This window comes from Pseudomonas sp. P110(2024), assembly GCF_057480795.1.
In genome coordinates this window covers 152,550-169,986 of sequence record NZ_JBLIYT010000012.1, presented here as the reverse complement: position 1 = coordinate 169,986, position 17,437 = coordinate 152,550, and the positions used below count along the sequence as shown (strand labels likewise).

The window sequence follows — 17,437 nt, the reverse complement described above, 5'->3', positions numbered from 1 at the left end:
CGTCAGGCTTTCCTTGGCTTGGCCCTGGCCGTGGCTTCCGCCACCAGTGGATCGTCCGGCCAGTAGTGCTTGGGATAGCGCCCTTTCAGGTCCTTCTTCACTTCGGCATAGGTGGTCCGCCAGAAGTTGGCCAGGTCCTGGGTCACCTGCACCGGCCGGCGCGCCGGTGACAGCAGGTGCAGTTTGACCTGCTGGCGGCCATTGGCAATGCGCGGGGTGTCGGCCAGGCCGAACAGCTCCTGCAGGCGCACGGCAAGGATCGGTGGCTGCTCGCTGTAGTCCAGGCGAATGCTGGAGCCCGAGGGCACGGCCAGGTGCGATGGCGCCAGCTCGTCCAGGCGCTGGGGCAGCGGCCAGGGCAGCAGGTTGCGCAGCATCGAGGGCAGGTCCAGGTTGGCGAAGTGGCTCAGCCGGGACACCTTGCCCAGATAAGGTTGCAACCAGTCTTCCAGGCTGGCGAGCAAGGCGTCGTCGCCCAGATCCGGCCACTCGCTGTGGCCGTCCTTTTCCAGATCCAGCTGACGCAGCAGCGCGACGCGGGCCTGCCACTGGCGAAGTTCCGGGGTCCAGGTCAGCAGGTTCAGGCCCTTGCGCCGCACCAGCCCCAGCAATGCCCTGGCCCGTGCGTCGTCATCCAGCCCCGGCAACGGTTCACGGCTGAGCACCAGCTCACCGACCTTGCGCTGGCGCTCGGCGCGCAGCACCTGTTCACGTTCGTCCCAGTCGAGCAGGTCGAGTTGCTCCACCTGCTCGGCCAGCACACCGTCGAACAGCGCCGGATCGAATTCGGCGGCCAGGTAGATGCGTTCCTCACGCTGTCCCTGGCGGCTGCCCAGGTCGGCAATCACCAACCACGGGCTTTTCATCAGCGCATCGGCTTCGGCGAACAACGCCGCCCGGCCATTGGCCAGGCGGTACTCGGCGCCGCCTTCGCGACGCTGCTGCGCCACCCGGTCGGGGTAGGCCAGCGCCAGCACGGCGCCCAGCCAGCGGGGATGGTCGGGGTCGGCGACCGGGCTGCGCGGTTTGCCACGCAACTGGCCGCGGTACTGCCGAGCCAGTTGCCGGGCGCGCTGCACGCCGCCCTGCCCGCCACGGGAGGCGCGGCTTTCACCGCTGAGCAGCGCCAGCCGGCTGTGCAGGTCGGCACCGCCGCCGCGCAGGATGTCGCGCTCGCCCAGCAGCGCGGCGACATCGCAGGCCATGTCGGTCAATCCGAGATCCTGCCCGCGCAGCAGCAGATGGGCGATGCGCGGATGCGCAGGCAGCTCGGCCATGGCCTGGCCATGTGAACTCAAGTTGTCGCGGCAACCGGGTTTGAAGGCACCGAGCCGGGCCAGCAGGTCCTGGGCCTGGCCGTAAGCAGCGGCCGGTGGCTGGTCGAGCCAGCTGAGCTGCTCCGGTGGCACACCCCAGCGCGCCAGCTGCAGGGCCAGCCCGGCCAAGTCGGCCTGGAGGATCTCGGCGCTGCCATGGGCCGCCAACTGATCGTGCTGCGCCTCAGACCACAGTCGATAGCACACGCCGGGCTCGAGGCGACCGGCACGCCCAGCACGCTGGGTGGCACTGGCGCGGGAAATGCGCTGGGTGTCCAGGCGGGTCATGCCGCGGCCGGGATCGAAGCGCGGCACCCGCGCCAGACCTGCGTCGATCACCACGCGCACACCGTCGATGGTCAGGCTGGTTTCCGCGATATTGGTGGCCAGCACCACCTTGCGTTGGCCCTTGGGCGCCGGCTCGATGGCGGCGCGCTGGGCGCTCAGCTCAAGCTCGCCGTGCAACGGGCAGAGCAGCATGTCCGGGCGCTCGCCCACGGCCTCCTGCAGGGCCTGGTGCACGCGGCGGATCTCGGCCTGCCCGGGGAGGAACACCAGCAGGCTGCCGGACTCGTCGGCCAAGGCCTGGAGCACGCAGTCGACCACCCGCGGCTCGACGAACTCGCCAGGCTGCCAGGGCCGGCTCCAGCGGATCTCCACCGGATGCATGCGTCCCTGGCTGCTGATGATCGGCGCGTCGTCGAGCAGGCGCGAGAGCCGCTCGCCCTCCAGCGTCGCCGACATCAGCAGGATCTTCAGCGGCGGCTCGTCGCGCAGCAGCGCCCGGCCGTTGAGGCTCAGGGCCAGGGCCAGGTCGGCATCCAGGCTGCGTTCGTGGAACTCGTCGAAGATCAGCAGCCCCACCCCCTCCAGCGCAGGATCCGCCTGCAGGCGGCGGGTGAGGATGCCCTCGGTGACCACTTCGATGCGCGTGTTCGGGCCGACCTTGCTGTCCAGGCGGATGCGGTAGCCCACGGTTTCGCCGACCTTCTCGCCCAATTCGCTGGCCAGGCGCTCGGCAGCGGCACGGGCGGCCAGGCGCCGGGGCTCGAGCATGAGGATGCTCTGTCCTTGCAGCCAGGGCTCATCAAGCAGGGCCAGGGGCACGCGGGTGGTCTTGCCAGCGCCGGGAGGCGCCTCGAGCACCGCTTCGTCACGTTGGGCCAGGGCCTGGCGCAGGTCGGACAGTACGGCATCGATCGGTAATGAAATCATGGTGGTCCTCGAACAATCGACCGAGTATAACGGCGAACCGAGGCTGCCCTATCATGGTCTTAACCTCAGGCGTGCACGATTGCCGCGCCCTTGTTTGTCGTTATCTTCCGGAGATTCACATGCGCATCCCTTCCCGCGTCATCGGTGGCGCCCTGATCGCCACCTTGCTGACCCAGCTGACGGCCTGCGGCACCCTGTTCTACCCTGACCGTCGCGGCCAGATCGAAGGCAAGATCGACCCCGTGGTCGCGGCCATGGACGCCATCGGTATCCTGTTCTATGTGATTCCCGGCCTGATCGCCTTCGGCATCGATTTTGCCACCGGCGCCATCTACTACCCTGGCGGCAAGAGCGCGCAGATCGACCCGGCCAAGCTCAAGCCGGCGATCAATGCCGACGGGCAGGTCGACAGGACCAAGCTGCAGGCTATCCTGGAGAGCGAACTGGGCCAGCGCCTGCCGCTGAACGACCCGCGGCTGATCCAGCACCGCGGCAGTGTCGAGCAACTGGCCAGCTACGGCCTGGTACCCGCGGCCTGACCTGATCCGGATGATCCCCTGCGCATGACCGCCACCGCCGAACACCAACGCCTGCTGCGCCTGGCCACCCGCGCCTCGCTGAGCGTCGCCTGTATCCTGGTGCTGAGCAAGGCCGTGGCCTGGTGGCTGAGCGGCTCGGTCAGCCTGCTGGCCGGGCTGACCGACTCGGCGCTGGATGCCGCCGCCTCCTTCCTCAACCTGCTGGCGGTGCATTACGCGCTGCGCCCGGCCGATGACGACCACCGTTTCGGCCATGGTAAGGCCGAAGCCCTGGCCGGCATGGCCCAGGCGCTGTTCATCGGGGTCAGCGCGGTGCTGATCGGGGCGCAGGCGGTGGAGCGGCTGAAGTCGCCGGAGCCCCTGGGCGATACCGCGGTCGGCATCGCGGTGATGTTGCTTTCCCTGGCGCTGACCGTGGCGCTGCTGGCGCTCCAGCGCAAGGTCATCCGCCTGACCGGCTCCACCGCCGTGCGCGCGGACTCGCTGCACTACCGCTCCGACCTGCTGCTCAATGCCAGCATCCTGTTGGCGCTGCTCCTGGCCCGCTACGGCTGGCCTCAGCTCGACGCCCTGTTCGGCCTGGGGATCGCCCTGTACATCCTGTGGAGCGCGCTGCAGATCGCCCGCGAGAGCACGGCGATCCTGATGGACAAGGAACTGCCCGCCGATATCGGCGAGCGCATGCTCGAAGTGGTGCTGGCGATCCCCGGGGTAAGGGGGGTGCATGACCTGCGCACACGGGTCTCCGGCAGCCAGTGGTTCGTGCAACTGCATCTGGAGCTGCCCGGCGACATGCCGCTGCATGCCGCTCATGAACTGTGCATGCAGGCCTCGCAGGTCATTCGCCAGCGCTATCCACGGGCCGATGTGATGGTCCACGCCGACCCGGTGTAGCCGGTTATCGCAAAAGCGCCATCAATTGATGCTGTAGCCACGCCCGCTCAGGCACGCCCCCAAGGCCCGTCGATAGTTGTCCGCCACATTGGCCGGCGGCGCATAGGTGGCGGTCGCCGGATCGAATCCCGACTGGCTCACCGCCCAGCGATGGCATTGATAGCGGTCCTGCTCCTGCTGCTCCGGCCCCTGGCCATACATCGGATAGGCGATCACATCGTAGCCGCCGCCCTGCTGCGGTATTGGCGCAGGCGCCACAGCGGGCGGGTTGACCACCACGTACTCGCGGCTGTCGGCCAGGTACTGGTAGTAGGTGTCGGCCACCAGGAAGAACAGCGCACCGCTCAGCCACACTTCACGGGCGTAGGGCGGCAGGTAGCCGACCCGCACGCCGTAGGGCGGTGTGACCACCACGTAGCCGCCGCCATGGGGGCGGTACCAGTAGCCGCCGGAGTAGAAGTAGTCCTGTCCGCGGTACGGCACCTTCCAATAGCGATCCGGGAAGCGGTCGACGGTATGCCCGGGATGGTACTGCGGCCCTGGCCCCCAGCCATTGCCATGACCATCGGGCCGACCTGACCAGTCGCCACCGGGGCGCTGACCCGGACCGCCCGCTTCCCAGTGACGGTTATCGCCGTAGCGACGGGGAATGTCCTGGTAATAGCCCTGGCGTGGCGGTTGCGTCTGACGCACTTCGTCACGCGAATTGAGCGGCGAGCCACGCCGTTCGCCACCGCCCTGCTCCTGCTGGCCACCATGACCGTCATGCCCTTCTCCAGGCCCTTCGGCCAAGGCGCCCAGGCTGATGCCCAGGCCCAGCAAACCAACACCTGCCAACCGCCAGATGCGCGAACTCATGTTGTTCCTCTCGATGCAAACACCCGCCATTATCGTCGGCAGTCTACTCCGCAGAACGCGACCGGCAGATTAAATTAGCCGACATTCTGGTGCGCCAATTGCTCAAAGGCCTGAATGGGTTGCTCGCTGGCCTGGCAAGCGTAGCCTGCGGCGCAATAAAAAAGGGAGGCCTGCGGCCTCCCTTCGGGAATTGTCGTCCGTGCTCGGCGCTTGTGGCACCGGCTCACCTCGCGCCGTCTTCTGGACAGTGCGTAGCCCGGGGGCCTGGCGGATCCTGTTGGATGGCTGGCCGCGACCGCCCGCCTAGGGCGCGTCGCCGTGGACTGATGTCCGGGCAGTGATTCTGGTGATAAAGATAGGCCAGACGCCGGGGCAGAGGATTGCGAAGATTGCTCTGATAAATAGCGCTTGCGCAATTTTTCACTCAGGATCGATAATTCGCAGCAATCCGAACAGAAAAGGCCTTTTCCATGAGCAAGCTCGACCGCTACGACCTGAGCATCCTCGCCGAATTGCAGCGCGATGCGCGCATCTCCAACCAGGAACTGGCCGAACGCATCGGCCTGTCGCCTTCCCCGTGCTCACGTCGGGTCAAGCAGCTCGAGGACGACGGCTACATCTCGCGCCAGGTGGCCCTGCTGGACCGCAAGAAGCTCGGCCTGAGCCTGACCGCCTATGTGCTGATCGGCATGGACCGGCACACGCCCGAGCGCTTCGAGACCTTCGAGGCGGCGATTCGCAGCCTGCCTCAGGTACTCGAGTGCAGCCTGGTCACCGGGATGGACGCCGACTACCAGCTCAAGGTAGTGGTGCCGGACATGGACCACTACCAAAAGCTGCTGCTGGGCAGCCTGACCCGTATCGAAGGGGTGACCAGCGTGCGCTCGAGCTTCGTGCTCAACCAGGTGCTGGCCAGCACCGAACTGCCATTGACCCACCTGCGTTGAATCCTCGCGCGTGCAGCGTATGATCGGGGGCTCAACCTGCCTGGAGTGAACCGATGGATCCCGCAGTATTCGAAGAATGGATGATGATCGTCCTGGTCACCGTGCTGATCGGTTTCATGGGCTTCATCGTCTGGGACCTGGCGAAGAAGTCCAAGGCCGGGCGCTTTGGCACGCTGATCCTGTTCTTTGTGCTGGGCCTTGGCGTGCTGGCGTTCATCATCAAGAGCGTGGTGGTGGGGTTTATCGAAGGGGTGTAGCGGCGTTGAGGGGGCCTCGCGAAGCAAGCCTGCTCCCGCGACATGCCCCCCAATTGCAGTTACAGCTGCGCCGGCACCTCGCGCCAGCAGCCCTGCTCCAGTCCCTCGATCGTCCAGTCGCCAATCCGCACTCGCACCAGGCGCAAGGTGGGCAATCCCACCGCCGCCGTCATCCGCCGCACCTGGCGATTGCGTCCTTCACGAATCACCAGCTCCAGCCAGGCGGTCGGCACACTCTTGCGAAAACGCACCGGCGGATTGCGCGGCCACAGCTCGGGCTCCTCGAGCAGACGCGCCTGGGCCGGCAACGTGGGCCCGTCGTTGAGCTCGACGCCATCACGCAGGCGCTTTAGCTGCTCCTCGCTCGGCTCACCCTCAACCTGCACCCAGTAGGTCTTGGCCAGCTTGTGCTTCGGATCGGCGATGCGCGCCTGCAGGCGCCCGTCGTTGGTCAGCAGCAGCAGGCCTTCGCTGTCCCGGTCCAGGCGCCCGGCCGGATAGATGCCGGGGATGTCGATGAAGTCCTTGAGCGTGGCCCGCCCCTCGCCGTCGCTGAACTGGGTGAGCACATCGAACGGTTTGTTGAACAGGATCAAGCGCGGCTCGGCCGGCGGCGCCTTGGGCTGGCGACGCGGGCCGGTGGGCCGCGCCGCAGGGCGGCGCGGTGTGCTACGGGGTGGCAGGGACATGGATCCTCAGCGGAACGGCGGCTCATCGAAGCTGCGCAGTTTACGCGAGTGCAGCGAGTTGAGCTCGGTACGCAGCAGATCAAGGGCGGCGATGCCGATCTTCAGGTGCTGGCTGACCGCGCGGTTGTAGAAGGCGTTGGCCGACCCCGGCAGCTTGATCTCGCTGTGCAGCGGCTTGTCGGAGACACACAGCAAGGTGCCGTACGGCACGCGCAGGCGGTAGCCCTGGGCCGCGATGGTGCCGCTTTCCATGTCCACCGCCACGGCGCGGGACAGGTTGATCAACGGACGTTCCTGGGCCCAGCGCAGTTCCCAGTTGCGGTCGTCATAGGTGAGCACGGTGCCGGTGCGCAGGCGCTTCTTGAGCTGCTCGCCACGCTCGCCGGTGACCTGCGCGGCCGCCTCCTGCAACGCCAGCTGCACCTCGGCCAGGGCCGGAATCGGGATGTTCGGCGGCACCACGCGGTCGAGGATGCCGTCGCGACGCATGTAGGCGTGGGCCAACACGTAGTCGCCGATGGTCTGCGACTGGCGCAGGCCGCCGCAGTGGCCGATCATCAGCCAGCAGTGCGGGCGCAGCACCGCCAAGTGGTCGGTGATGTTCTTGGCGTTGGACGGGCCGACGCCGATGTTGACCAGGGTCACGCCATCGCCGTCGGCGGCGATCAGGTGGTAGGCCGGCATCTGGTAGCGGTGCCAGACCACGCTGGCGACCAGGGCCTGGGCCTCGCCGTTGTCCATGCCCTTCTCGATGACCACGTTGCCCGGCAGGACCATGCGCACGAAGCGTGGGTCCTCGCGCAACTGCTCAAGGCCATGGGCGATGAACTGGTCGACGTAGCGGTGGTAGTTGGTCAGCAGGATCCACGGCTGCATGTGCCGCCAGTCGCTGCCGGTGTAGTGCACCAGGCGGCGCAGGGAGAAGTCCACGCGGGCGGCGTCGAACAGCGCCAGCGGCAGGGTCTCGGCGCTTTCCCAGTCGTACAGGCCATCGGCGATGTTGTCGGTGGCAGCCGACAGGTCGGTGCTGGGGAACACCCGCGCCAGTTGCGCGGCGGTGATACCGCTGCCGGCCAGTTCGTCGCCCTGGTCGACCACGTAGGGGTACGGGATGTTCTGCTCGCTGACGCCGACTTCCACGGTCACGGTGTAGTCGTGCATCAGCGGGCGCAGTTGCTCGAGCAGGTAGCCACGGAACGCCGCGGGCTGGGTGACGGTGACGCTGTAGGTGCCGTCCACCTGGACCTTGGCGTAGGCGCGGGTGGTGGCGGCGACTTCGCCCTGGCTGGAGTAGGTCAGGCGCAGTGCCGGGTAGCGGAACAACGCACGCTCCTCGTCGCCCGGCTCGGTGCGGTCCTTGAGGTAGCGCTTGAGGGCCTGGCTCAAGGCCCCGGTGGCCTGTTCATGCAGGGCCGCCAGACGGTCGACGGCCTGTTCGGGGGTATCAACGACTACAAACGCTTGGCTCACACTGGGCTTCCTGTCTTAGGGGATGCATGACAGCCATCTTGCCTGCGTTGCCGGGCAAATACACCCCCACGAGGGCGTTACCCGGCCCACGCAGGCGTGGCCCTGGCCACCAGCGCCTCGGCGTCCACGCCGCGTGGCAACGCGCCATACACCCGCCCGCCGCCGCCCAGGCGACTGCCGATGAACGCATCGCTCACCGTGGCATTGCCCGCCTCGAGCAGCAGCTTGGCCTGCAGCGCCACGGCGATGTCCTCGGTCAGTTGCCGGGCGCGGTACTGGATATCACCGGTATCGGCGAAGGCACCCTTGAGGTTGCCGATGAACGCCGCCAGCCGCGGATCGCCATGGCCGTCGCCCAACTCACAGAACAGCGCCTCGAGCACGCCCGGCTCCTTCGACAAGGCCCGCAGCACGTCCAGGCACTGCACGTTGCCCGAACCCTCCCAGGTCGAGTTGACCGGCGCCTCGCGGTACAGCCGCGGCAGGATGCTGTCCTCGACATAGCCGGCGCCGCCCAGGCACTCGGCGGCCTCGTTGATCATCCCGGGGGCGCGCTTGCAGATCCAGTACTTGCCCACGGCCGTGACCAGGCGGGCAAAGTGCGCCTGCTGCGGGTCGTCGAGGCGGTCCAGGGCCTGGCCCATGCGCAGGCTCAGGGCCAGGGCGGCCTCGCTCTCCAGGGCCAAGTCAGCGAGCACGTTCTGCATCAGCGGCTGCTCGGCCAGCACGCGCCCGCCGACCTTGCGGTGGGCGCAGTGGTGCGCGGCCTGGGTCAGGGCCTGGCGCATCAGGGCGCTGGAGCCGACCATGCAGTCGAAGCGGGTCATGGCCACCATCTCGATGATGGTCGGCACGCCGCGCCCCTCCTCGCCGATCATCCAGGCCAGGGCACCGCGGAACTCCACCTCGCTGGAGGCGTTGGAACAGTTGCCCAGCTTGTTCTTCAGGCGCTGGATGTAGAACTGGTTGCGGTTGTCGTCGGGCCGGTGGCGCGGCAGCAGGAAGCAGCTCAGGCCCTTGTCGGTCTGGGCCAGGGTGAGGAAGGCGTCGCACATGGGCGCCGAACAGAACCACTTGTGCCCCACCAGCTCATAGGGCTGGCCCGGGCCGGGCGTGCCCACCGGGTAGGCGCGGGTGGTGTTGGCGCGAACATCGGTGCCGCCCTGTTTCTCTGTCATCGCCATGCCGATGGTGACACCGGCCTTGTGCCGGTCGCCGACGTTGCGCGGGTCGTATTCACGGGCCAGGACCTTCGGCAGCCAGTAGCCGGCAAGCTCGGGTTGCAAGCGCAGGGCCGGCACGGCGGCGAAGGTCATGGTCAGCGGACAGCCGGTACCGGCTTCGGCCTGGCTGTGCAGGTAGGTCATCGAGGCCCGCGCCACATGGGCGCCGTCCCTTGGCTCGGCCCAGGGTAGCGAGGGCAGGCCGTGCTCGACGGCGGTGCGCATCAGCTGATGATAGGCGGGATGAAACTCCACCAGGTCGATACGGTGGCCATAGCGGTCATGGCTGCTGAACTCGGGTTTGTGGGCATTGGCCAGGAAACCCGCAGCCATCAGCGGACCACCGGCCAGGGCGCCGTAGGCGTCGATCCGCGATTCGGCCCAGCCGGCGCCGAACCGGCGCGACCACTCCTGCAGGGGCTGATCGAGGCGATACAGGTTGGCGCCGTCCAGGGACGGCGGCTGGTTGGTGACTTCGTGGGTTTCAGCGAACTGGTGCAGGTTCATCGGCGGCCTCCTGGATCGGGTCATGCCTGGATAACCCAGTGAAGCACCGCAGGCCCTCGAGTCAAAGTGACAAAACGGACTACATGGGGGCGCTTCGCGCCCTCAAACCCTGCGCAGTCACTGTAACCAACGGACTCGTCAGAAGCGCTCCATCCCCGAAACGGCACGCGTCGGCGGTATCTGCACCTGCGCCACCGCGAGGGCCAGGGTCAGCTCGAAGCGGCTGCCCAGCCCCGGCGTCGACTCATGGGACAGCTGCGCACCGATCAACTCGCCCAGTTGCCGGCAGATCGACAGGCCGATGCCCAGCCCGCCGTAACACCGGGTCATCGAGCCGTCCACCTGCGAAAAGCGCTGGTACAGCACCGCCTGGTCCAGGTCGTCGAAGCCGATGCCGCTGTCGCTGACCGTGAGGCTCAGGACCAAGCTGTCCGGCCCGGTGCGCCGGCCACGGGCCTGCACGGTGACACCGCCCTGATGGGTGAACTTCAGCCCGTTATCCACCAGGCAGACGAGGCAGCGGGCGAGCTTCTGCGCATCGCCGACGAGGCTGTCGGGCAGGTCGGCGGGGATGTCCAGGCTCAGGTACAGGCCCTTGGCCAGCGCCTGGCTGGCATAGCCGGCGCGCAGCTCCTGGAGCAGGCGTCGCAGGCTGAACGCCATGCCCTGGTTGCGCAGGCGCCCGGCCTGCAGTTCGGTGAGGATCAGGATGTCATCGACCATCGCCATCATGTCCTGGGCGGAACCTGTGGCGGTGCGATGGTACTGGGCCTGCTCGGCGCTCATGGGCAAGGTATGCAGCAGCTCCAGCGATCCAATCACGCCGTTCATCGGCGTGCGCAGTTCATGGGTCACGGTGGCCAGGAACTCGTCCTTGAGCCGGTTGCTACGCGCCAGTTGCAGGTTCAGTTGTTCCAGGGTGCGCCCGGTCTCGCGCAGGGTCTGTGCCTGCTGCTCGCGCAGGCTGTTGATGCGGTCGGCCAGGGCCAGCGACAGCAGCGCTACCTCCAGTGCCGAGCCGAGCTGGCTGGCGTACATGGTAATGAACACGTTGGGCAGGTAGCCCAACACCATCAGGGTGTTGACCAACCCGCCAACGAGGAAGGCGGTCCAGGCGATGATGAACCAGCGCGCCACGCGCAAACCGCGCCACCAGGCATAGAGCCCGGCGCTGAAGATACTGACGGTGAACAGCAGCGCCAACACCGTGGCCATGCGCAGCGCCACACCGTAGCGCAAGCTCACTGCCAGCACCATGACCAGCGCGCCGCCGGCCATCAACCCCTTGAGCAGGCGGTCGAAGCCCCGGCTGAGGCTGCCAAGTTGCAGGAAGTGGCGGGCGAACTGGCAGCCGAACAGCCCGGCGGCACCGATGAACAACGGAGTGGCGGCGTTGGCCCACCACGGGCTGTCGGGCCAGAAATAGGCGATGCCAGCGCCGTTGACCGACACCTGGTAGAGACCGAACGAAGCGATATAAAGGATGTAGTACAGGTAGCTGACATCACGCACGCTGAGGTAGATGAACAGGTTGTACACCAGCATCACCAGCAGCACGCCGTAAATCATGCCCAGCACGTAAAGGCGTGTGGGCTGGTCTTCCAGGTAGGCCTCGGCCGACCACAAAGTCAGCGGCGCCTGGATCGAGCCCTGGCTGTGCAGGCGCAGGTAGGCGGTGGTCGCCTGGCCGGGCTGCAGCGGCAATTCGAACAGGTAGTTGTTCTGGCGAATCTCCCGGCTGGCATAGGGCAGCGCGTCACCGGTGCGCCGGGCCAGGCGATAGGTGCCCTGAGCATCCGGCAGGTAGAGTTCCAGGTGATCCAGCGGCGGATAGGCGAGTTCCAGCAGCCACTGGCGTGGCGCAGCCGAAGGGGCGGCGGCATAGGCAAGATCGACCCGCAGCCAGAACACCGACGTGGAGTAGCCCGCATTGAGCACGTCGTCCTGATGCGCCTGGAAGCGCCCGGCGAACGCCGCGGAACTGACCTGGGCGATGCTGGCGCTGCCATCGTGGTCTTCATAGACCTGCATGTACCGACCCAGCGGCAGGCGTCCGGTGGCGTCGTCGAATTCGACCGCTCCGGCCAGCACGGGCAAGCAGCCCAGAAGCACAATCAGCAAATAGCGCATACAGCCCCAGCATGGCCTGTCCGGTCGCGTCGCGGTTGCCTCCCATCCCTTTGAGACGACGTGATCCAGCAGAACCCATTTATCGAGTTATCCGAGCACTCTAGCATAGCCTCCAGCACTGGCAATGAGCCACCCAGAATTTGAATGCAGAGGCTCTAGAATGCATATTTCAGAATATACAGCCAGGCCAAACTGACCACTTGATCAGCAATTCTCTCGCCGCGAGCGAACCGCAGAAAAAGGTTTGGTGATAAGCTCGCCGACCATGAATACCTACAGCTCCCGCCCCGTTGTCCTCTGTCTCTCCGGCCACGACCCCAGTGGTGGCGCCGGGCTGCAGGCAGATATCGAAGCCCTGATCGCCCAGGGCTGTCACGCCGCGCCCGCCGTGACAGCCCTGACCGTGCAGGATACCGTCAACGTTTCCGACTTCCGCGTGCTCGACCGCGAGTGGGTCTTGGCCCAGGCCAACGCCGTGCTGGCCGATTCCACGGTGGCCGCGGTGAAGCTGGGCATGCTCGGCTCGATCGAGATGGTCGACACCGTCGCCGAACTGCTCGGCGCCCATCCGCACCTGCCACTGGTCTGCGACCCGGTGCTGCGCGCCGGCGGCGGCGGTCGCCTGGGCAAGGACGAGGTCGGCTACGCGCTGCGCGAACGCCTGCTGCCGCTGGCCACCATTGCCACGCCGAACCTGCCGGAGGCGCGTATCCTGGCGGAACTGCCTGAAGGCACCGCGGACGAATGCGCCGAAAAGCTGCTGCCGTTCTGTAGACACCTGCTGATCACCGGCGGTCACGGCGACGAAGTGGAAATTCACAACCGCCTGTATAGCCGCGACGACCAGCAGCACACCTGGACTTGCCAGCGCCTGCCTGGCAGCTACCACGGCTCGGGCTGCACCCTGGCCAGCGCCCTGGCCGGCCGCCTGGCCCTGGGCGAAAATTTGACCAGCGCCGTGCGCAGCGCCCTGGACTACACCTGGCGGACCCTGCGCGACGCCGAACAACTGGGCAAGGGCCAGTACGTGCCGCGCCGCCTGCCCCTGGATTTCTGTTCCTGACTCGAGGCTACCCGATGACGCTCCGCGGTCTGTATGCCATCACCGACAGCCAGCTGCTCGCCGGCCGTTTTCTGAGCCATGTCGAGGCAGCACTCGAAGGCGGTGTCTGCCTGCTGCAGTACCGCGACAAGAGCGAAGACGCCGGACGTCGCCTGCGCGAAGCTGAAGCGCTGACCAAGCTTTGCGAACGCTACGGCACCCAGTTGATCATCAACGACGACGCCGAACTGGCCGCGCGCCTGGGCGTCGGCGTGCACCTGGGCCAGACCGACGGCCCGCTCACCCCGGCACGCGCCCTGCTCGGCCGCCAGGCGATCATCGGCTCGACCTGCCACGCCAGCCTCGACCTCGCGCAGCAGGCCGCCAGCGAAGGCGCCAGCTATGTCGCCTTCGGTCGCTTCTTCAATTCCGTCACCAAACCGGGCGCGCCCGCCGCCAGCGTCGAACTGCTGGAACAAGCCCGCGCCCAGGTCAAGCTGCCGATCGCCGTCATCGGCGGCATCACCCTCGACAACGCCGCCCCGCTGGTCGCCCATGGCGCCGACCTGCTGGCGGTGATCCACGGCCTGTTCGGTGCCGACAGCGCGCAGGAAGTCACCCGCCGCGCCCGCGCCTTCAACGCCCTGTTCGTTTCCTGATTTCGAGAGAAGACTCCATGTCCCGTTCCGAAGCCCTGTTCGCCCAAGCCCAGAAACACATCCCCGGCGGCGTCAACTCGCCGGTGCGCGCCTTCAAGAGCGTCGGCGGCACCCCGTTGTTCTTCAAGCACGCCGAAGGCGCCTACGTCATCGACGAGGACGACAAGCGTTATGTCGACTATGTCGGTTCCTGGGGCCCGATGATTCTCGGCCACGGCCACCCCGACGTGCTGGATGCCGTGCGCAGACAACTCGAGCACGGCCTGTCCTACGGCGCGCCGACCGCCATGGAAACCGAGATGGCCGACCTGGTCTGCTCGATCGTGCCGTCGATGGAGATGGTGCGCATGGTCAGCTCCGGCACCGAGGCGACCATGAGCGCCATCCGCCTGGCCCGTGGCTACACCGGCCGCGACGCCATCATCAAGTTCGAGGGCTGCTACCACGGTCACTCCGACAGCCTGCTGGTCAAGGCCGGTTCCGGCCTGCTGACCCAAGGCGTGCCAAGCTCGGCCGGGGTGCCGGCGGACTTCGCCAAGCACACCCTGACCCTGCCGTTCAACGACATCGCCGCCGTCGAGAAGACCCTGGCCGACGTCGGCCAGAGCGTCGCCTGCATCATCGTCGAGCCCGTGGCCGGCAACATGAACTGCGTCCCCCCGGCGCCGGGCTTCCTCGAAGGCCTGCGTACGCTGTGCGACCAGCACGGCGTGGTCCTGATCTTCGATGAAGTGATGACCGGCTTCCGTGTGTCGCTGGGTGGCGCCCAGGGCCACTACGGCATCACCCCGGACCTGTCGACCTTCGGCAAGATCGTCGGCGGCGGCATGCCGGTCGGCTGCTTCGGCGGCAAGCGTGAAATCATGGGTTGCATCGCCCCGCTGGGTCCGGTCTACCAGGCCGGCACCCTGTCGGGCAACCCGCTGGCGATGGCCGCGGGCCTGACCACCCTGAAGCTGATCAGCCGCCCGGGCTTCCATGACGAGCTGAGCGCCTTCACCAGCCGCATGCTCGATGGCCTGCAACAACGCGCCGATGCCGCCGGCATCCCATTCGTCACCACCCAGGCGGGCGCCATGTTCGGCCTGTACTTCAGCGGTGCCGACGACATCGTCACCTTCGACGACGTGATGGCCAGCGATGCCGAGCGTTTCAAGCGTTTCTTCCACCTGATGCTCGACGGCGGCGTGTACCTGGCGCCAAGCGCCTTCGAGGCGGGCTTCACCTCCATCGCCCATGGCGACAAGGAACTGCAGATCACCCTGGACGCCGCCGAAAAGGCCTTCGCTGCGCTGAAGTAAATAGCGGCCCCCCCTTTGTGGGAGCTGCCTTGCCGCTCCCGCAAAGGTCAGTACCATCAATAAATCCCCATGCGCAATCAGTTGGCTCCCCCAACCCAGTAGAAATCTGAGTAAAACTTTGTAAGGTAGGCGCTGCTTATCCCATAATGTGCCACCAGAGACATTGGCCGTAGCTTTGCAGAGGTAAGTCGATCCCCATGAACCGCACCGGCCGCGCCCTGACCCTGGGCTGCCTGTTGCTTCTTCAGCCTCTGCTGGCCTTGGCGGAGGGCGGAAACTCGTTGCTGATTCCAACGACGGGCCGCTGCACGCTCGATACCGCACCCGAAGACCTGCAGAACGCCCTGAAGGCCTGCGAGCAGACGGCGGAATCCGGGGATGCCGAAGCGCAGTACGAGCTGGGCGAGTTCTACTACAGCGGCACGCCGCGCCATCTCGACAAGGCGCTCAAGTGGTTCGAAAAGGCCTCGCTGCAGGGCCAGGGCCAGGCCCAGTACCGCCTGGGCTCGATGTTCTTCCATGGCGAAGGGGTCAAGGCCAATAACGTGCAGGCCTACATCCTGCTCAAGATCGCCGCGGTCAACGGCGCCGAAGACGCCCTGGACATGGCCGACGAAGTTACCGAGCAGATGCCCCGCGACGAGCTCGAGCACGCCACCCAGGTGCTCGGCCAGATCTTCCGCAAATACCTGCTGGAACTGCAGAACGCCGAAGGTCGCACGCCTTTCTCGCCCCTGCCCTAAGCCGCCCCGGCCCCTGCACGGCCCACCGGCATCACCGTTTCGTCAACTTGCCCTGCCATGATCGGCACGCGGATCGGAAGCGTCGCACCGACCCTTGATCGTTTCAGTGCTTTCGCCACTGCCACTCAAGGGTTATTCTTGAGTTCACATTCATTGCCGTCGAGCGGCTAAAAACGACCTTGAACGCACCCATACAACCCCATCGTTTCATCCTCGAACCCTTCGAGGCCCATCGTTTCGCCAACCTGTGCGGCCAGTTCGACGAGCACCTGCGCCTGATCGAACAACGCCTGGCCATCGAGATCCGCAACCGCGGCAATCAATTCGAACTGATTGGCGAACCCAAGACCACCTTCGCCGCCGAACAGTTGCTGCGCCGCCTCTATCGCGAGGCCAAGGCCACCGACCTGTCGCCGGAAACGGTCCATCTCTATCTCCAGGAGTCGACGGTCGAGACCCTCGAGAACCCGGCGGTCAACGAAGTCAGCGTTTCGCTGCGCACGCGCAAGGGCAACATCCGTCCGCGCGGCGTCAACCAGCAACGCTACGTCAAAGAGATCCTGGCCAACGACATCAACTTCGGCATTGGCCCGGCCGGTACCGGCAAGACCTACCTGGCCGTGGCCTGCGCGGTCGATGCGCTGGAGCGCGAACAGGTGCGCCGCATCCTGCTGGTGCGCCCGGCGGTCGAGGCCGGCGAAAAGCTCGGCTTCCTGCCCGGCGATCTCGCCCAGAAGATCGACCCGTACCTGCGCCCTCTCTACGACGCGCTCTACGAAATGCTCGGCTTCGAGCACGTGGCCAAGCTCATCGAGCGCCAGGTGATCGAGATCGCGCCATTGGCCTACATGCGCGGCCGTACCCTGAACAACAGCTTCATCATCCTCGACGAGAGCCAGAACACTACCCTCGAGCAGATGAAGATGTTCCTCACCCGCATCGGCTTCGGCTCGACCGCGGTGATCACCGGCGACATCACCCAGGTCGACCTGCCCCGCGGCACCAAGTCGGGTCTGGCCCATGTGATCGAGGTGCTCAAGGACGTCCCGGGTATCAGCTTCACCCATTTCCAGCCCAAGGACGTGGTACGCCACCCGTTGGTGCAGCGTATCGTCGAAGCCTACGACCGCTTCGACGCCCGTCAGGCCAAGCCCGAGGCACCCGGCAAAGATGCTTGAACTCGACCTGCAACGGGCCACGGACGCCGCTACCCCCGATGACGCCGCCTTGCGCCGCTGGTGCGAACTTGCCCTGCGCCAGCGCAGCGCCGACTCGGAAATGACCATTCGCCTGGTCGACGAAGCCGAAGGTCGCGAGCTGAACCACACCTATCGGCACAAGGACTACGCAACCAACGTGCTGTCCTTCCCCGCCGACGTGCCCGACGAGCTGCTCGACATCCCGCTGCTGGGCGACCTGGTGATCTGCGTGCCGGTGGTCGAGCGCGAGGCCGCCGAACAGGGCAAGGCCCTGGAGGCGCACTGGGCGCACCTGGTCATCCACGGCTGCCTGCACCTGCTCGGCTACGACCACATCGAAGAGGATGAAGCCGAGGAAATGGAAGCGCTGGAACGGCAATTGCTGGCGGAACTGGGTCATCCGGACCCTTACGCCGACGACGAAACCGAAACAATCACACACTGATAC

16 protein-coding genes are annotated in these 17,437 nt (G+C 66.5%); 10 read left to right on the top strand and 6 right to left on the bottom strand.

From position 1 onward, the window contains the following. Window positions 1-2: 2 nt before the first annotated feature. Window positions 3-2,531, bottom strand: a complete 2,529-nt coding sequence (gene hrpB / locus AC25ND_RS20105) for an ATP-dependent helicase HrpB (RefSeq protein ID WP_486976547.1) — start codon at window positions 2,529-2,531, stop codon at window positions 3-5. Window positions 2,532-2,650: 119 nt separating this feature from the next. Between hrpB and AC25ND_RS20100 the strand changes: the two genes are divergently transcribed. After that, window positions 2,651-3,070, top strand: coding sequence for a hypothetical protein (locus AC25ND_RS20100; RefSeq protein WP_028690416.1), 420 nt, complete (start codon window positions 2,651-2,653; stop codon window positions 3,068-3,070). Between the two features lie 24 nt (window positions 3,071-3,094). Then, a complete protein-coding gene (locus tag AC25ND_RS20095; protein ID WP_486976546.1) occupies window positions 3,095-3,964 on the top strand; it encodes a cation diffusion facilitator family transporter in 870 nt (289 codons plus the stop codon). Between the two features lie 21 nt (window positions 3,965-3,985). Here the strand turns inward: AC25ND_RS20095 and AC25ND_RS20090 are convergent, their stop codons facing one another. Next, a complete protein-coding gene (locus AC25ND_RS20090; protein WP_028690414.1) occupies window positions 3,986-4,822 on the bottom strand; it encodes a DUF6515 family protein in 837 nt (278 codons plus the stop codon). Window positions 4,823-5,292: 470 nt separating this feature from the next. Between AC25ND_RS20090 and AC25ND_RS20085 the strand changes: the two genes are divergently transcribed. Further along, window positions 5,293-5,769 carry an Lrp/AsnC family transcriptional regulator gene (locus tag AC25ND_RS20085; protein WP_011535815.1) on the top strand — a complete coding sequence of 159 codons (477 nt, stop codon included), beginning with the start codon at window positions 5,293-5,295 and terminating at the stop codon, window positions 5,767-5,769. A 53-nt stretch (window positions 5,770-5,822) separates the two neighbouring features. Next, window positions 5,823-6,026, top strand: a complete 204-nt coding sequence (locus AC25ND_RS20080; protein WP_028690413.1) for a DUF2788 domain-containing protein — start codon at window positions 5,823-5,825, stop codon at window positions 6,024-6,026. Between the two features lie 59 nt (window positions 6,027-6,085). On the opposite strand, the gene AC25ND_RS20075 is transcribed toward AC25ND_RS20080, so the two are convergent. From AC25ND_RS20075 to AC25ND_RS20060, 4 genes are all read right to left on the bottom strand, one after another. Further along, window positions 6,086-6,715: a pseudouridine synthase gene (locus AC25ND_RS20075; protein ID WP_028690412.1), complete on the bottom strand. Its 630-nt coding sequence runs from the start codon at window positions 6,713-6,715 to the stop codon at window positions 6,086-6,088. 6 nt (window positions 6,716-6,721) lie between these two features. Next, on the bottom strand, window positions 6,722-8,185 hold the full coding sequence (gene amn, locus AC25ND_RS20070; protein ID WP_028690411.1) for an AMP nucleosidase: 1,464 nt from the start codon (window positions 8,183-8,185) through the stop codon (window positions 6,722-6,724). A gap of 77 nt (window positions 8,186-8,262) precedes the next feature. Then, complete coding sequence (locus AC25ND_RS20065) at window positions 8,263-9,915, bottom strand: acyl-CoA dehydrogenase family protein (protein WP_062361975.1); 1,653 nt, start codon at window positions 9,913-9,915, stop codon at window positions 8,263-8,265. Between the two features lie 138 nt (window positions 9,916-10,053). After that, window positions 10,054-12,045, bottom strand: coding sequence for a sensor histidine kinase (locus AC25ND_RS20060; protein WP_486976545.1), 1,992 nt, complete (start codon window positions 12,043-12,045; stop codon window positions 10,054-10,056). Window positions 12,046-12,310: 265 nt separating this feature from the next. Here AC25ND_RS20060 and AC25ND_RS20055 point away from each other — a divergent pair, with 265 nt between their 5' ends. The 6 genes from AC25ND_RS20055 (at window position 12,311) to ybeY (ending at window position 17,434) form a co-directional block, all read left to right on the top strand. Further along, the gene (locus AC25ND_RS20055; RefSeq protein WP_028690408.1) at window positions 12,311-13,108 is read left to right on the top strand and encodes a hydroxymethylpyrimidine/phosphomethylpyrimidine kinase; all 798 of its coding nucleotides are present in this window, start codon (window positions 12,311-12,313) and stop codon (window positions 13,106-13,108) included. 14 nt (window positions 13,109-13,122) lie between these two features. Beyond that, window positions 13,123-13,746 carry a thiamine phosphate synthase gene (gene thiE, locus AC25ND_RS20050; RefSeq protein ID WP_028690407.1) on the top strand — a complete coding sequence of 208 codons (624 nt, stop codon included), beginning with the start codon at window positions 13,123-13,125 and terminating at the stop codon, window positions 13,744-13,746. A gap of 17 nt (window positions 13,747-13,763) precedes the next feature. Continuing rightward, window positions 13,764-15,047: a glutamate-1-semialdehyde 2,1-aminomutase gene (gene hemL, locus AC25ND_RS20045; RefSeq protein WP_028690406.1), complete on the top strand. Its 1,284-nt coding sequence runs from the start codon at window positions 13,764-13,766 to the stop codon at window positions 15,045-15,047. Between the two features lie 197 nt (window positions 15,048-15,244). After that, window positions 15,245-15,790, top strand: a complete 546-nt coding sequence (locus AC25ND_RS20040) for a tetratricopeptide repeat protein (protein WP_050707046.1) — start codon at window positions 15,245-15,247, stop codon at window positions 15,788-15,790. Window positions 15,791-15,969: 179 nt separating this feature from the next. Continuing rightward, entirely contained in the window at window positions 15,970-16,968 is a 999-nt protein-coding gene (locus AC25ND_RS20035; RefSeq protein WP_028690404.1) for a PhoH family protein, read from the top strand. Continuing rightward, window positions 16,961-17,434, top strand: coding sequence for an rRNA maturation RNase YbeY (gene ybeY, locus AC25ND_RS20030; protein ID WP_069016282.1), 474 nt, complete (start codon window positions 16,961-16,963; stop codon window positions 17,432-17,434). Before AC25ND_RS20035 ends, ybeY begins: the two co-directional genes overlap by 8 nt. Window positions 17,435-17,437: the final 3 nt, after the last annotated feature.